This is a genomic window from Limnobaculum eriocheiris, from assembly GCF_021010575.1.
Lineage (GTDB): Bacteria > Pseudomonadota > Gammaproteobacteria > Enterobacterales > Enterobacteriaceae > Limnobaculum > Limnobaculum eriocheiris.
In genome coordinates, this window is sequence record NZ_JAJNAG010000005.1 from 126,396 (window position 1) to 141,920 (window position 15,525).

General features: G+C 45.8%; 18 protein-coding genes and 2 pseudogenes. 9 read left to right on the forward strand and 11 right to left on the reverse strand.

Going from position 1 to position 15,525, the window contains the following annotated elements; translation table 11 throughout:
• Positions 1-5: 5 nt before the first annotated feature.
• The 7 genes from eexS to LPW36_RS04575 are packed head-to-tail and all read right to left on the reverse strand — an operon-like array spanning position 6 to position 3,681.
• Positions 6-437 (reverse strand): entry exclusion protein EexS, encoded by a 432-nt coding sequence (gene eexS / locus LPW36_RS04545; protein ID WP_230608267.1) that lies wholly within the window; start codon positions 435-437, stop codon positions 6-8.
• A 57-nt stretch (positions 438-494) separates the two neighbouring features.
• Positions 495-1,028, reverse strand: a complete 534-nt coding sequence (locus LPW36_RS04550; RefSeq protein ID WP_000566753.1) for a FlhC family transcriptional regulator — start codon at positions 1,026-1,028, stop codon at positions 495-497.
• Positions 1,025-1,324 carry a flagellar transcriptional regulator FlhD gene (locus LPW36_RS04555; RefSeq protein WP_000210563.1) on the reverse strand — a complete coding sequence of 100 codons (300 nt, stop codon included), beginning with the start codon at positions 1,322-1,324 and terminating at the stop codon, positions 1,025-1,027. The genes LPW36_RS04550 and LPW36_RS04555 overlap by 4 nt, the downstream gene beginning before the upstream one ends.
• Positions 1,321-1,869, reverse strand: coding sequence for a lytic transglycosylase domain-containing protein (locus tag LPW36_RS04560; RefSeq protein ID WP_012368350.1), 549 nt, complete (start codon positions 1,867-1,869; stop codon positions 1,321-1,323). Before LPW36_RS04560 ends, LPW36_RS04555 begins: the two co-directional genes overlap by 4 nt.
• Positions 1,856-2,518 (reverse strand): DUF6475 domain-containing protein, encoded by a 663-nt coding sequence (locus LPW36_RS04565; protein WP_001158521.1) that lies wholly within the window; start codon positions 2,516-2,518, stop codon positions 1,856-1,858. The genes LPW36_RS04560 and LPW36_RS04565 overlap by 14 nt, the downstream gene beginning before the upstream one ends.
• Positions 2,505-3,374, reverse strand: coding sequence for a hypothetical protein (locus tag LPW36_RS04570; RefSeq protein ID WP_012368349.1), 870 nt, complete (start codon positions 3,372-3,374; stop codon positions 2,505-2,507). The genes LPW36_RS04565 and LPW36_RS04570 overlap by 14 nt, the downstream gene beginning before the upstream one ends.
• Before the next feature lie 55 nt (positions 3,375-3,429).
• Positions 3,430-3,681, reverse strand: a complete 252-nt coding sequence (locus LPW36_RS04575; RefSeq protein ID WP_141173053.1) for a helix-turn-helix domain-containing protein — start codon at positions 3,679-3,681, stop codon at positions 3,430-3,432.
• Positions 3,682-3,798: 117 nt separating this feature from the next.
• Between LPW36_RS04575 and LPW36_RS04580 the strand changes: the two genes are divergently transcribed.
• The 5 genes and pseudogenes from LPW36_RS04580 to LPW36_RS04600 all read left to right on the forward strand — a co-directional run.
• Entirely contained in the window at positions 3,799-4,446 is a 648-nt protein-coding gene (locus tag LPW36_RS04580) for a LexA family protein (protein WP_000854920.1), read from the forward strand.
• 256 nt (positions 4,447-4,702) lie between these two features.
• Positions 4,703-6,292, forward strand: a complete 1,590-nt coding sequence (gene prfC, locus LPW36_RS04585; protein WP_230608268.1) for a peptide chain release factor 3 — start codon at positions 4,703-4,705, stop codon at positions 6,290-6,292.
• Between the two features lie 519 nt (positions 6,293-6,811).
• Entirely contained in the window at positions 6,812-7,441 is a 630-nt protein-coding gene (osmY, locus tag LPW36_RS04590; RefSeq protein ID WP_230608269.1) for a molecular chaperone OsmY, read from the forward strand.
• A 79-nt stretch (positions 7,442-7,520) separates the two neighbouring features.
• The gene (locus LPW36_RS04595) at positions 7,521-7,712 is read left to right on the forward strand and encodes a CsbD family protein (protein ID WP_420844720.1); all 192 of its coding nucleotides are present in this window, start codon (positions 7,521-7,523) and stop codon (positions 7,710-7,712) included.
• An 18-nt stretch (positions 7,713-7,730) separates the two neighbouring features.
• A pseudogene (locus LPW36_RS04600) lies at positions 7,731-7,892 on the forward strand (patatin-like phospholipase family protein); the annotation flags it as partial.
• Positions 7,893-8,047: 155 nt separating this feature from the next.
• Here LPW36_RS04600 and LPW36_RS04605 read toward each other — a convergent pair.
• Positions 8,048-8,311 (reverse strand): bacteriocin immunity protein, encoded by a 264-nt coding sequence (locus LPW36_RS04605; protein WP_230608270.1) that lies wholly within the window; start codon positions 8,309-8,311, stop codon positions 8,048-8,050.
• Position 8,312: 1 nt separating this feature from the next.
• Complete coding sequence (locus LPW36_RS04610) at positions 8,313-9,773, reverse strand: S-type pyocin domain-containing protein (protein WP_230608271.1); 1,461 nt, start codon at positions 9,771-9,773, stop codon at positions 8,313-8,315.
• A 232-nt stretch (positions 9,774-10,005) separates the two neighbouring features.
• On the opposite strand from LPW36_RS04610, the pseudogene LPW36_RS04615 reads away from it, so the two are divergent.
• Both LPW36_RS04615 and LPW36_RS04620 read left to right on the forward strand, forming a co-directional pair.
• Positions 10,006-10,863: pseudogene (locus tag LPW36_RS04615) on the forward strand (patatin-like phospholipase family protein); the annotation flags it as partial.
• 27 nt (positions 10,864-10,890) lie between these two features.
• A complete protein-coding gene (locus LPW36_RS04620; protein ID WP_230608272.1) occupies positions 10,891-11,670 on the forward strand; it encodes a TatD family hydrolase in 780 nt (259 codons plus the stop codon).
• Here the strand turns inward: LPW36_RS04620 and LPW36_RS04625 are convergent.
• Positions 11,667-12,383 (reverse strand): YtjB family periplasmic protein, encoded by a 717-nt coding sequence (locus LPW36_RS04625; protein ID WP_230608273.1) that lies wholly within the window; start codon positions 12,381-12,383, stop codon positions 11,667-11,669. The genes LPW36_RS04620 and LPW36_RS04625 overlap by 4 nt on opposite strands.
• Positions 12,384-12,514: 131 nt before the next feature.
• On the opposite strand from LPW36_RS04625, the gene serB reads away from it, so the two are divergent.
• Together serB and radA are read left to right on the forward strand one after the other, a co-directional pair.
• Positions 12,515-13,492 (forward strand): phosphoserine phosphatase, encoded by a 978-nt coding sequence (gene serB, locus LPW36_RS04630; RefSeq protein WP_230608274.1) that lies wholly within the window; start codon positions 12,515-12,517, stop codon positions 13,490-13,492.
• A gap of 451 nt (positions 13,493-13,943) precedes the next feature.
• The gene (gene radA, locus LPW36_RS04635; protein ID WP_218466131.1) at positions 13,944-15,323 is read left to right on the forward strand and encodes a DNA repair protein RadA; all 1,380 of its coding nucleotides are present in this window, start codon (positions 13,944-13,946) and stop codon (positions 15,321-15,323) included.
• A gap of 92 nt (positions 15,324-15,415) precedes the next feature.
• On the opposite strand, the gene LPW36_RS18065 is transcribed toward radA, so the two are convergent.
• On the reverse strand, positions 15,416-15,525 hold a 110-nt coding region (locus LPW36_RS18065; RefSeq protein WP_230608278.1), incomplete at its 5' end, for a transposase.

Sequence of the window (15,525 nt, forward strand, 5' to 3'; positions counted from 1 at the left end):
GCTGGCTATTTTTTTGGCTTTTTGGGATACCTTGGATAAAAGCCATCAAAAAACGAATGGAGCTTATACCAATACCATTTTTCTTCAATGCTCAAAGTTCTACCCGAATCTTTAACTTGGCTACTCAAGAATCTAATTCCAGTACAAATAGCTAAGAAAAAGAGTCCCAAACCAACAATTGTCCAACTCGCTTGCCAATATGCGATTGCTACAAGCATAGTGATTATGGCTATAAGTCCGATGGGATTACAGGTCGCTTTGAATCCCAAGTAGCTGAAAAAAACGACGGTGCAGAACAGAAATGGCAAAGCCGCTAACTTGGCAGATGCCGTTAATATTTCTGATGGAAAGAAATGAGCCGCAGCCAAAGTCGCCAGAAAAAGCCCCAGTGATATAAACCAGCAGCGTGATGTTAAAGATTTAAGTAAGTTTGTCATCTTCTTAGTACTCTCAAAGTGCACGGGCGGTGCACAATCAAATCATGCATCAGCATGTTAGTTCTCAAAAAGTGCTCTAGTGGTTTGCTCGGCCATAATCTCACACACAGGGCATTTAAGCTGAATGCGCTGTTGTGATACCGTCAAATACAGACTGCCGCACCGACACCGGTGTAAGGATGCAAGCTGTGATCTTAAATCACGAGCTAGAACCCAACCTTCATTGATGGTTAGTTTTTTCCAGGGGATTTCAGCTGGAAGATCTGCTTCTTCCCTTGCAACCAAGTACGCATCGTAAGCCTTCATCAAAGCATCAATATTTAATTGCTTGTAGACATTATCACCACCAATATTGACATAAAGCGCCATCAGCAGGGAGCCTTCAACTAAGGCTCTTCTGCTTTTAACAATGGCATCAGATTCTGGCAATTGACCAGGGCAAGGTGACTTGCCAGTCACTTCTTTGTGAAGCCTTCTGATAATGTGGATTGGCAAACCAGTATCGAGCGCGATAATGGTTGTTCTAAATCCGTATTTAATAAGTAGCGAGGCTCGGGTAAACAGCTCACTTTTGGACAGGTTATCAATCATGCATCCCCCTTGTTGTTTAGGGTTGATAATAAATAAGCGATTCTTGGGATACCTGTGCCTTTGCTCTTCACCATCTCAATCAGTTGGCTTTGGTTACCCCTTGGTTGAAACAGCATGAATGATGAGGTCGCTACTCGTTGCAGGTCGTCAACACCAGCATTAATCAGAGCATCAACCACATCGCGTGTAAGTCCAAAGCGCAAGACAGCCTCTTGCGGATCAATGCGCGCCAATTCCCGTGCTGCGTGCAGGTACGCCAAGTTTAATTGATAGAAGTCTTGTTGATTGGTTGTCATTGACGGACCTCCAGTTCATGTAAAATATTGCGATAAATAGAAAGCACTCTTTGCCCATACCAGCGTGCACGCTCTTCGTTCCAACTGTGATAGCGGCCTATGCCAAGCTCTAAATCGTTAGGTGAAGACTTGATTGCTTCGGCCAAAATACTGGAGCCGACGGTAAGGTTGGTGATGGGGTCTAGCAGTTCCGCCGCTGAGCTCACCCGATGTCCGTGCCAATGCAAATTGATTTGCATTAGGCCAATATCGAGCTGGTATTTTTCACTCTCTTGCAGTGCTTGGTTTAACAGTTGCTCCGCTTCTGTCTGAGATTTGGCGTAGGTTGCATTTGAACCATTGCGAATTGCGTATGGCCATGGACTGGTCATGTTGAGACCGCGATGTGAGGCGGACTCAGCCAAGGCAACGGCGTAGAGCATGACTGGATCAATACCAACGCTTTGTGCTGCTTTTTCCCACTGATAGCCCGGAAAAGCATAGACTGAAGTGCTTGCGGACATGGCTATCGCTAGTGCAATGGTTTTTGCTTTAATCGTTTTCATTTTTGTCCTCTAATTGATTTCCGAGAAGCGCCTGAATGGCTTTCGGGCTTATTCTTTTTAAAGGCACTGCGCTAAAGTTGGCGATGCCTCTCGTGTAAACTTGTGCCGCTTTTGACCAGTCGCCCACGGCAACAGGCGCTTGCATATCAAATCCTTTTTGCTGGTTCTGATGGTCTGCAATACCCTGTAATAGCCTTGGGTATTCACCCACTTCGTCCCGCAGCAAGTAAGCCTGGTAGCGTGTTAAAAACTCTTTTTGCTTAAAGGGGTATTCCCTGTCATCAACCTTGCAGAGTTCAACCCATCCACCCATATCTGAAATCACGCGGTGGATAAGCGCATCGTCAAACATCACGGATGTCCAAGCGCCAACCTGACGAACAGCCTTGTCAACTTTGTTCCAAGCAACCATGGCTCTTGAGCCCGAGTTGCCGTCGATATGCTTGATGACGTCAGCGGGCTTTGGAAAAAATTGCCCAGTATCCGGTGATTGAATATGCCGAGTCAGACCGATTCGCACTTCTTCAATGCTATAAGCACGAAGGGCTTCAAATGCGATGGATAGCAATTGCGGTGATACGCTTTTGCCATACATGGCCCAAGCGGCTCCCCAAACCTCAGCAAACTCGCGTTTATCAACCTCCTGCACTTGAACGAACCTCCCGAATACCTGGTCCGGCCCAGCTTTCAGCGATGCGGCGATTGCTTTCTTCAATATTCAATTGGTGATTGCTGCCCTTTAGGCTCGTCGATGATTGCTGTACTTCATCAATGCGAACGTACTCGTCTTCCCATTGCCGGTTTAAAAGCCAGTTATGTGGCATAGGGGTCTTAGTCCGATCTTGATACTGCAATCGGTTGTCTCGTTGCTCTTTCCAGCGTGTTAGCACTTCCAAGGCGAGTTCATGGTCTTCATTGAGGCCCATGCGAAGCCATTCTTCTTTGGCTTTCGCTTTTTTTTCTTTGCGTATTTGTACATCCCAGAAGTCTTCGAACTGTATCTGGTTAACAGTTTTAACTGTTGGCTTATTGCTTCTCTCAGAGTCATCCGACCGTTGAGAGTCCCTTACCGGGTTGCCATCAGGCATAAACAATGATGAAAATTCTTCTGGAAGCCGAGCTTGAAAAGCGGCAAGAGATTTCAAAAGCGATGCCATACCAACGAAGTCGGCAGGTACATCTTTAAGCAACCGAAAGGCTGCCTTACCTTGGTTCGGGTTTTCGATTGGGTTGTGCTTCAGAAAGCTCCGAATCAAAGTCCAACCGGATTCCTCGCAACGAATGAGGAACTGATCTTGTTCTAACTCATTTAGAGCCTTGGCAACCTGTTGCTCTTCCCAGTTCAAGTCAGAAGCAACGTAACCAATCGGCAATCGAAAGCAGCCAAGCAAATTACAATGTGGGCATGTAAGCAAATACAGTCCTAGCAACTTCGCTGAGTCACTCCAGGACAAAACGTTTTGCTTTAGCCAAAAGCGGGTATAGACCTTGCCATAATCACGCATGGAGGAACTCGCTTTTGTGTTTACGTAAAATGCTGACCATTATTTGCCCTTAATCCTACTGGTTACTGGCTTTCTGCTCGCTTGGGCATTCGGGATAGATGTCCGGTCTTAACTGGGATCGGGTTACCTGTCCTTGCGTAGCTTGTTCGATTGGTAAAACGAATTCAGCGGGAACACGCCCTGATTTATTCAACCAAAACCAGACGTTTTGCTGTTTTGAGTTGATGGCTCGTGCTAATGCTGATTGCCCGCCGACCAAGTCAATGGCACGGCGGAGATGTTTTTGTGTCGTGTTGAACACTTCCATACCGTCTCCTGTTACAATAATAACTGTTACAAGATTGAATGTTACAGTTTAAACTGTAGACAAGTCAACAGTTAAAATTGTTGAAAGACTACAGTTTTATTTGTAGAATGCGGGCTTATGAAAACTTTATCCGAACGACTAAACCATGCCTTGCAGCTTACTGGGGTGACTCAGTCTGAGTTGGCTCGTCGCATTGGTATCAAACAGCAGTCGATCAGCCAGATTTGCTCTGGTAAATCGGCTAGGTCTCGTTACACCATGCAGATCGCGGAGGCGCTTCGCGTGAATGCTCATTGGCTCGCCACAGGTGATGGCGAGATTGGCTTGGGGGTCGGTAATGTAGAAGTCGGGCCTGATATTAAGGGAAGAATTCCTCTCATTAACTGGGTTCAGGCCGGTGATTGGACTGAAATAGCGGAGGGATTTGCCCATGAAGATGCTGAGGAGTGGCGTGAAGTCACTGGGAAAGCACATGAGGGTTGTTTCGCACTTCGCGTAAAAGGCGACAGTATGGAAAATCCAAGCGGAAAAAAATCCATACCTGAGGGGGCAGTGATCGTTGTTGATCCTGAGTTACCTTACTCTTCAGGTTCATTGGTTGTTGCGCGTTTGGATGATTCGAAAGAAGCAACCTTTAAGCAGTTAGTTATTGATGGTGAACAGAAGTACCTAAAACCTTTGAACCCGCAATACCCTGCAATACCGATCAACGGCAACTGCACCATCATCGGTGTAGTACGACAAGCTATCATCGATTTCTGGTAGCGAGGGAATTTGTGGTTTAGCCACAGTTGTTCATGAGCTGAAGAAGCAACGATTGCAAACAGCTACAACTGAGCATTGGCGCACGCTGAGAGTAAATGGTAACCGATTAGATAACCATTGATTGTTTATAAAGTCAAGATCAGCGAAAATAGCGGCCAATTACGATTAACACGACGGATTTGACAAGCGAAGAACTGAAAAGAGAGTACTTCCAAAAGTGTGTACAAATCCGTGTACAAACTAAAAGAATTTATACATGGCAAACCAAGATTTTCTTAATGAAATCAATAAGCGAAGGACCTTTGCTATCATCTCGCACCCCGATGCGGGTAAAACAACCATCACTGAAAAAGTTCTGTTATTTGGACAGGCGATTCAGACTGCCGGTACGGTAAAAGGGCGTGGTTCTAACCAACATGCTAAATCCGACTGGATGGAAATGGAAAAACAGCGTGGTATTTCGATTACGACATCGGTGATGCAATTCCCTTATAAAGAGTGTCTGGTCAACCTGTTAGATACCCCGGGGCATGAAGACTTCTCTGAAGATACCTACCGAACTCTGACCGCCGTTGACTGCTGCTTAATGGTAATTGATGCGGCAAAAGGCGTAGAAGATCGTACCCGTAAGCTAATGGAAGTTACCCGCCTGCGCGATACGCCAATTTTGACCTTTATGAATAAGCTGGACCGGGACATTCGCGATCCAATGGAGCTGCTGGATGAGGTAGAGAGTGAACTGAAAATTATGTGTTCACCGATCACCTGGCCAATTGGCTGCGGCAAGCTGTTTAAAGGAGTTTATCACTTATATAAAGATGAAACCTATCTGTATCAAAGCGGTAAAGGCCATATCATTCAGGAAGTTCGTATTGTAAAAGGGTTGAATAACCCTGAGCTGGATGCCGCTGTAGGTGAAGATTTAGCAGCACAACTACGTGAAGAACTGGAGCTGGTACAAGGTGCTTCTCACGAATTTGAATTGAACTCTTTTTTGGCAGGTGAACTGACGCCGGTATTCTTTGGTACCGCATTGGGTAACTTTGGCGTGGACCATATGCTGGATGGCTTAGTTGATTGGGCACCAGCACCGATGCCGCGTAAAACCGATGTACGTGAAGTCTCGGCTATGGAAGAGAAGTTTTCCGGTTTTGTATTTAAAATTCAGGCCAATATGGATCCAAAGCACCGCGACCGCGTAGCCTTTATGCGGGTGGTGTCAGGAACTTATGAAAAAGGCATGAAACTGCGTCAGGTTCGTTTGGGTAAAGATGTGGTTATCTCTGATGCGCTGACTTTTATGGCCGGTGACCGTTCCCATGTGGAAGAGGCCTACCCCGGCGATATCATCGGCTTGCATAACCATGGCACTATTCAGATTGGTGATACCTTTACTCAGGGTGAAGAGATGAAATTCACCGGTATTCCAAACTTTGCGCCGGAACTGTTCCGCCGTATTCGTCTGAAAGATCCGCTGAAGCAGAAGCAGTTACTGAAAGGATTAGTACAGCTTTCTGAAGAGGGGGCGGTTCAGGTATTCCGACCAATTGCTAATAATGATTTGATTGTTGGTGCGGTTGGGGTGCTTCAGTTTGATGTGGTAGTGGCGCGGCTGAAGAGTGAATATAACGTAGAAGCGATTTATGAATCGGTGAATGTATCCACCGCGCGCTGGATTGAATGCAGCGATGCGAAAAAACTGGAAGAGTTTAAGCGTAAGAATGAGCTGAACGTTGCTTTAGATGGCGGTGAAAACCTGAGCTATATTGCACCAACTATGGTTAACCTGAATTTAACTCAAGAGCGCTACCCGGACATTGTCTTCCGTAAAACTCGTGAACATTAATGGTGATAGCTAACTGCTAATTTCACTGTTTTAGTGCATAACACAGGCCTGACGGTTTACGTCGGGCCTTTTTTATTTAGCCAGTGGTTAATAATGAAATTATAAGCAGGATTACAAAAATTTTGTGATCTATACAACAGTTTACCTGAGGTGTTCTATAGTTATACCGGTAGCTAATCGCATTATTCGGGATATTATTTAACAGATTATATTGAAGTGTTGCTGGCAGGTGACAGTTAGCGTCCAGTTAATTCAATGAGTTATGTTTTTGTTGCTTAAATGTTATTAATACATTGAATTTGTCGCTAAAAAACAATGCTTTTATCTTCTGTTATAGACCACACTATTAATAATCTATTGATTTTTAATCAATTCACTCGGTGTGGCCCAATAATTGCAACGCCATTTATAGTTACTGGCTGATAGTATTGCATCGTTAATTAATATCGCCGAATAAATCACTGACAAACCGGCTGATTTATTCGTTATTCCTGTATTTAGACCTAAAGGTAATCATTAATGAAAAATGTACCCTTAGCACGTTCTCTTATCGCCATAGTTTTAAGTACGGTTGTTGTCAGCGGGAGCGCATGGGCTGAAGAAACCGTGGCAACTAAGGCCGAAAATGCCGTTGAAAAAGTCAGTACATCCATTGATAAGTCGGTTGATAAAGTTGGTTCTTCTATCGATAACTCGATGAAGAAAGTCGATAACTTTATGGGCGACAGTACGATTACAGCAAAAGTAAAAAGTGCGCTGTTAGATGATAAGAGCATTGAAAGTACCCATATTTCCATTGAGACCACCGGTGGCGTTGTCACTCTGAGTGGTTTTGTCACCAGCACCAATCAGATGACCCAGGCCAATGAAGTCGCAGGGAAGGTTGAAGGGGTGAAATCTGTTAGTAACAAACTTCAAGTACAAGAAGACAAAGGCAGTACGGTAGAGAGTTTTGTCAGTGACTCAGCCATTACCAGTGAAGTTAAAGCTAAATTTCTGGCAGACAAAATAGTCCCTTCACGCAAAATCAAAGTTGAGACCAGTGAAGGGGTAGTGTTGCTGACCGGTAATGTGGATAAAGCGGCGCAGGCCAAACAGGCTGAAAGCATTGCTAAACAGGTAGAAGGCGTTAAAACCGTGAAAAATTAACTGGTTATAAAACATTAACCGTTAAGATGGCGCAGTAAAGCCAATATCGCTTTACTGCCAGTCTGACTGAGGAACTATTATGATGAATAGTGATATCATTCTGGGCAGACTAAAGCAGTGGAAAGGCTCTATCCGACTCTGGTGGGCCGAAATGGCGGGCATTGAAGATGAGTTTTTTGCCGGAAACAGCGATTGGCTCTCGGGAATTCTGCAAGAGGATTACGGGAAAGAGCAAGAAAGGGTATGCTCTGAGTCAAGAACCCATCATTAACCATGAGAAGGATAGGCTTTGGGAAACAGAATACCTGTCACTCTGGGGCGTAAAGAGCCGTTGATCCATAAGCCGGAAAGGCCGGGCAAAGTTGCACTGGTTTGTGAAGGCGGGGGGCAGCGGGGAATTTTTACGGCCGGAGTACTGGATCAGTTTCAACGCGCAGGTTTATCATCATTTTTTTGAATTGGGTATCGATGTTTACAACATTGAAGTAAATGTTTTATGGAATGAATTTAAATATTAGTGTTATTTAATGAAACTCATGATTTTCAGTAAAATATTAGCTATTCAGAAGGATTAGCCGCCAATTCAATGACGGCTAAAGAAAACAATTAGTTAGAATCTTTGAAGCTGGGTAGTCCTTGTGAAGAACGCCATTTTTGAATAGTTTCTAATATACCTAAAGGGGAATCATCAGCACCATCCTTAGGATAATAAATCAAATCAGATGCCGCAGGATATTGAGTGACTATAATAAAATTTTCTAATAATTCATCTTGATATTGTTCACTGCCGTTTGCACTACAAATCTCTTCTATAAGCGCTAAAAATTCCATCTTTGAGTAATCTGAATAGGATTGCTTCATAGATATCATGTTATTTATTTCCTTTGTGATGTTGAATGTGGTTTTTAGGAGTCATAACTTTTATGTTATCTACATCATAAACCGCCCCACCATGAGTAATATAGTTTATATGATGTAACTCAAACGACATTCTTTTACCAATATGCTCTAAAGCTATTGTCCTTGGTGATAATCCTTGTTTAATGCGAGTTTGGTTATGTCGCGAAAATTGCTCAGATAGTTCAGTGTCTTTCGAAACCTCTATCCAAAAAGCTTTTCTAAACTGGTCAAAATTAGCAAACTCCCTTCCCCTTAACTTATCGGCTATCTGTGCAGGAACAGGACAGCCTAAACCTACACCCGCATCTCTTAACCATGTACCATATATATTTTCGCCCTGGCCCGTAACAACACCCGATTCATTACGTGGGCTATCCAGCATAATATAAATCGGAGGCATGCCTGAGTCAGTAGGGAAAAATAGAATATAGTCACTAAAATGTCTTTCTTCAGGTATTGGCGTTGTGGTGGTATGAGCCCCCTGGCTTTCTGGTATTGGATTAACGAATATCGACGGAGGAGCAGAATAATCAGTGTTATTACCGGTATGGTTAACCGGCCTGTAATCTGGTTCAGCGGGGGTCCAGATAATTGTTGGGCCATTGTTTCCCTCAGGAATATAGCGCCGTACCCCATTCACAACATCAGGTTTCATTCTAATAACGGGAACCTGGTCTAATCCTGAACCCTCTGGGGTATGGTATCCTTCAATAACTGGTTGACCAGTATGCATATCCACACGAGCCTGAAAACGAACACGAGTAGTTGCTGTTCCACCTGTTGAAGCTAAGTAATCTAACTTATCGCGAGCAATATAATCGGCTAAGTCATCACGGCTGCCGCCTTTTCCTATCTCTGGCGTATAAAATATACCGACCAGTAATACCAGAACAGGGTGTGGAGACATCCAGCGACCTTTAATAGTACTCTTCGCACTTTGCTTTATAACTTTCATCGCTATTTCAGTGGCAGCTACAGCACTAACAGAAGCCATTTGAGCCGGTGAAGATGGTTCACAACGGTACCCGCATTCAGTATCTGTACTCTGAAGTAACGAAAAATCACCAAAATTTTCTATAGATTCACGTTCCTGACCTGCATCCGTACAACCACTTCCACGCAGACAAGATTTGGCAAAAACAGGTATGATATTATTAGAATTTTGTTCAGCAAATGACTGAGGGGAGACGGTTTGAACGCTATTTGAAGCTACAGGCTGCCTTGCTGAAGGAACCGAATGTACAGTATCTTCTGCAAATATTTGACTATTAAAAGCGATAATACGGTTTTTACCACTTGGACACCCGCAGGCAACAATATATCCATCAAGAGCAACTCCCTTTCCATGCACAATCCATGTACTAAGCCCTTGTATAATGGTTCCACCGGTCGTTGTTCTATCTCCTACAACAGCAACGCGCTTTGTTGCCATAATATATCCCTATGAGTTAACTGAATTTTTCAGATTTTATATCACAGTATATATACTTTAAAAAACAAAGGAATAGCGCTTTAGTTATAGACCGAAGGAGAAAATTACAGAGTGGATACAGTGAATATTCTTGCTAAATACTCAATAATAATTGAAGTTTAGGTAATCAATTGAATGACTCTAAAGCATGTATTTCTACTTGATGGTAAAGCATTGAATAAATGATACAGGGGCAGGTTTCGATCCTTTTGATCTGATGATTGGTACCTCGGCAGGGGCACAAAATTTGTCGGCCTATATTTGCGGCCAGGTTGGTTATGCTCGTCGGGTTATCGTTCGTTATACCACTTCACCACTATTTTTTAATCCCATTCGTTTTGCCCGTGGCGGGCATATGATTGATATCGATTGGTTGATTGATACCGTCACTGAACAAATGCCGCTGAATATCCCTTATGCGCTCGACCGTATAGCACAAGGGCGAGAGTTTTATATGTGCGCCTGCCGCGGTGATGATTTTGCACCAACCTATTTTCCTGCGGAGCAACAAAGCTGGTTGCAGGTGCTAAAGGCTTCCAGCGCCATCCCCGAGTTTTATCGTTCCGGCATAGAAATTGATGGTGTCTACTATATGGATGGCAGTATCAGTGATGCGGTTCCGGTAGAGGAGGCATACCGGCGGGGCGCTGATACCATTGTGGTCATCAGAACGGTGCCATCGCAGGTTTACTATACGCCCGCCTGGATGAAACATATGGAACGCTGGTTTCCAGATGACACGACCTTGCCTCAAATGTTGCGAATTCTTCATCAGCATGAAGTTAGCTATACCCGCACACAGCAATTTATTGAGAATCCGCCTGATGGGGTGCAGATTCTGGAGATCTTTCCGCCAAAACTATTGGGCAGTAAAGTGCTGGGCAGTCGAATTGCTTCATTTAATCGGGATTACCACCAGGGCAAACAGTGTGGTCGTTATTTTCTGGCTACTCTCGGACGCTCTTTACTGCGTTATGAAGAGCTGAAACAGAAGAACACCACAAATATTCTTTCCCGTCCGTCACAGACTGATATGATAAGTCCGCAATAATTCTATTTCCCCGATGGTGGAGGTTGTGTGACGCCCGTATTTATTGATACCCATTGCCACTTTGATTTCCCCCCCTTTGTTCATCACGAGCAGGAGAGTCTTACATTAGCCGCTGAATCCGGCGTTGAGCGTATTATTGTGCCAGCGGTTACCAGCGAAATGTTTGACGGAATAATTCAGCTCACCCGTCAGTTTTCGATGATTTACGGTGCATTAGGCTTACATCCTTTGTATATCGACTCACATCGGGAAGAAGGGTTGCAGCAGTTAGCGCAACAGTTGGGCCAACATGAGGGTAAGATTGTTGCCGTGGGGGAGATAGGGCTGGATGACTATATGGACACGCCACAGTCTGAGCGGCAATTATGGTTGCTGTCAGAGCAGCTTAAGTTAGCCAGGCGCTTTGATTTACCAGTGATTCTGCATTCCCGCCGCACCCATGATAAGTTAGCCAGCGTATTAAAACAGTATCCTTTACCTCGTACCGGTGTGGTGCACGGCTTTTCAGGCAGCTTATCTCAGGCGCAGGCTTTTATTCGGCTGGGCTATTCTATTGGTGTGGGTGGCGTTATTACCTATGAACGGGCGCAGAAAACCCGAAATGTGATGGCGAAATTACCGTTAGCCTCTCTGGTGCTGGAAACCGATGCGCCGGATATGCCACTGTCAGGATTTCAGGGGCAGCCCAATCGACCAGAACGGGTTAAATTAGTGTTTGAGCAGCTGTGCCAACTGCGAAGCGAGTCGGCCACGGAAATTGCACAGCAGCTGTATGCTAATAGCATAGCGCTGTTTCACTGCACTTAACGATAGGGGCGCTTTTTGTGTGGGCGTTTCTTTTTGTGCACTTTATGTACTGTTTTTTGAGCTTCAGGGGCCGGGGAAGCCAGGTCTTCTGGCTCTGAATCTCCGGCGGTGAGTAAATAAGGCGACTTTTTCCAGCCGCTACGTTGTTGCATCAGTAGCGTGCGGCCCAGAATAATACCAATCACCATCGCCAACAGTAGCATCAGGCGTAGCGTATTGGTGGTATTGTCTGCCTGTTCAGATTCTGTTGCCAACACATGAGTATCCAGCGTCAGGCGAATAAACCCTAATGGACCTTCTTTGCTGTTGATCATCTCCACAATCTGCTGATTGAAATAGCTACCAGGGCGCTGCCCGTCAAGAGCAAGCCTGTCACGTACACTGGTTCCATCACCCTGTTGCGCAATCAATGTACCATCCACTTGATATACTGAGGCGTCGAGGATCCGGCTGTGTTCTGTCAGATGCTGTAGAATACTCTTAATTTTTTGGTCATCGATACTATCAACCGGGCCATCCAGCAGCGGTGCAAGGGTAAATGTCACCTGTTTTGCCAGCGTGCGAGCCAGTTCCTGCGATTGTTTCGCTTGTGCTGTCTGGTTGTTTAAGCTGAAATAGGACACACCCTGCATCAGAGCGACTAATAACGCCAGACAGAACAGAACGATAACAATTCGATGTAGGTGAAATTTGAACTTGAGCCGTTTGGTCATGCAACTGCCTTATGTGCCGAAGATGTTTTATGTTGCCAGAACTCTATTCATTAGGATAGCTTGGAACGCTGTTTTGCCATTGAAACCATTTTTTTTGTGCAAAGAAGCCTCGTTTTTTAAGGAGTTGTAGCATGCCAATTAGCCTGACCTATAGCGATTTACCCGCGGAAATAGACTGCTGGCCAGGGTTGCCGCTGTCATTGAGTGGTGATGAGGTCATGCCGCTTGACTATTGGGCCGGTCATACTGGCTGGCTACTGTATGGTAAAGGATTAGATAAACAGCGTTTGTCTCAGTTTCAACGCCGGCTTTGTGAACCGCTGGTGGTGGTGTCCGCCTGGACAGTCGAAGAGTATCAGGTGATACGTCTGGCGGGTGTGTTGTCCACAAAAGCGAAGAAGATAGCAGAAGAGTATCAGTTTGATGTTGCCCAAATGGGCAATTTGCCATCATTACGCACGCCAGGGTTGCTGGTGATGGATATGGACTCTACCGCCATTGAAATTGAGTGTATTGATGAAATTGCTAAACTGGCTGGCGTTGGTGAACAGGTTGCCGAAGTAACCGAACGCGCCATGCGCGGTGAATTAGATTTTGCCGCCAGTTTACGTCAAAGAGTGGCGACGCTAAAAGATGCCGATGCAGCTATTCTTGAGCAAGTCAGAGAAGGCTTGCCGTTGATGCCGGGGTTAACGACGCTGGTGAAAAAGCTGCACGAAGCTGGCTGGTATGTGGCAATTGTTTCCGGCGGGTTTACCTATTTTGCTGATCACTTAAAAGAGAAATTGAATCTGGTGTCAGTGTCTGCCAATCAGCTTGGTATTAAGCAGGGCAAACTGACCGGCAAAGTAACCGGCCCTATCGTGGATGCCAAATTTAAGGCGGTTAAACTACAGCAACTGGCAGAAGAGTTGTCTATCCCAATGGAGCAAACGGTGGCCATTGGCGATGGGGCAAACGACCTGAAAATGATTAAAGTAGCGCGTTTGGGAATAGCCTATCACGCCAAGCCGAAGGTCTACTCTAAGGCAAAGGTGGGGATTCGGTTTGCGAACTTGCTGGGAGTGTTGTGTATTTTGTCGGCGAGTCAGAATCATGAGGGGAAGTAACCCGCAGATTTGTTTTGGTGAAGGTTTCGACCGCTTCTGAATCCGGTTTCCGGATTGATTAATGTGCGGTGGTCGAGCAAGGGGCGTTAGGGCGAACGCCCCTTGCACCCCCGCGCCTTCGCACACGAATCCAGGTCGCCTGATGGCGACTTCCCTCCGCCTTCATTCGGGCTTACGCACCGGCACTGATTCGGTTTATTCGCCTCATCCATGAGGCTCACCCCTACGGGGCCAGCACGTTGTGCTGTTCAAAATTGCTCCTGCAATTTTGTCAGGCGAAGCAGTGTCTCGCCAAACTTCCATGTTTGGCGTGCTACCCTCTTTCAGTTGTCGGCTGAATTCCAGTGCTCATTGGTAAGGTCAGGGACTAAGGAGCAAGGACTAAGTACCAAGGCCAAAGGTTGACGTGTTTTTTATTGTATGAACTGTTTTGGAATATGTTGAGGTAATGATGGCGAAACCAGCGAAACGTGCGTTTGTATGTAATGAGTGTGGGGCGGATTATCCGCGCTGGCAGGGGCAGTGTAGTGCCTGTAATGCCTGGAACAGCATTACTGAGATTCGTCTTGCGGCTGCCTCTTCATCTCGTTCTGACCGTTTTTCTGGCTATGCCGGGGAAGGGGGTGTTAGTAAGGTTCAGAAGCTGTCGGATATTAGTCTGGAAGAACTCCCGCGTTTTTCTACCGGTTTTAAAGAGTTTGACCGGGTGTTGGGCGGTGGGGTTGTGCCGGGTAGTGCGATTCTGATTGGTGGTAATCCGGGAGCCGGTAAGAGTACTTTGCTGTTGCAAACCATGTGTAAACTGGCCAGCCAGATGAAAACCCTGTATGTCACGGGGGAAGAGTCGTTGCAACAGGTGGCGATGCGTGCCCACCGTCTTGGTCTGCCAACGGAACATTTGCAGATGCTGTCAGAAACCAGTATTGAGCAAATTTGCCTGATTGCAGAGCAAGAGCAGCCTCGCCTGATGGTGATTGACTCCATTCAGGTGATGCATATGGCGGATATCCAGTCCTCTCCCGGTAGCGTTGCTCAGGTCAGGGAAAGCGCCGCCTATTTAACCCGTTTCGCCAAGACCAAAGGGGTCGCGATTATTATGGTGGGCCACGTTACGAAAGATGGCTCACTGGCTGGTCCGAAAGTACTGGAGCACTGTATTGACTGCTCGGTGCTGCTGGATGGTGATTCTGATTCCCGCTATCGCACGATGCGCAGCCATAAAAACCGTTTTGGTGCGGTTAATGAGCTGGGCGTGTTTGCTATGACCGAGCAAGGGTTGAAAGAGATTAATAACCCATCGGCTATTTTCCTTAGCCGGGGAGATGAGATTACCTCAGGTAGCTCGGTTATGGTGCTCTGGGAAGGGTCTCGCCCTCTGCTGGTGGAGATTCAGGCGCTGGTGGATCACTCTATGTTGTCTAACCCCCGTCGCGTAGCGGTTGGCCTTGAACAAAACCGGGTAGCTTTGTTACTGGCAGTGCTTCATCGCCACGGTGGTTTACAAATGGCGGATCAGGATGTGTTTGTGAACGTAGTTGGGGGCGTCAAAGTGACGGAAACCAGCGCTGATTTGGCGCTATTACTCTCTCTGGTTTCAAGCCTGCGGGATCGTCCACTGCCGGAAGATTTAGTGGTGTTTGGTGAGGTTGGGCTGGCGGGAGAAATCCGTCCGGTTCCCAGCGGTCAGGAGCGAATTTCAGAAGCATCAAAACATGGTTTTAAACGCGCTATTGTTCCTCATGCCAACGTGCCGAAAAAGAGCATTCCTAATATGCAGGTGTTTGGGGTGAAGAAACTGTCGGATGCATTGAGTGTGTTGGAGGATCTTTGATGTATGCAATTCATATAATTAAATGAGTCGAGCTTATATCTTATATAGAAAAGGAGCATCTGATGTCCGTCTCACTGTCCACTTCCCTATATTTAAGACAGTAAGTCATTAGAGTTTTCCAGTTGCTTCCGATAAGCTGTTGGTGGCATGTTTCCTAAGCTTTCATGTGTTCTTTCATCGTTATAGTCTTGTTGCCAAAACC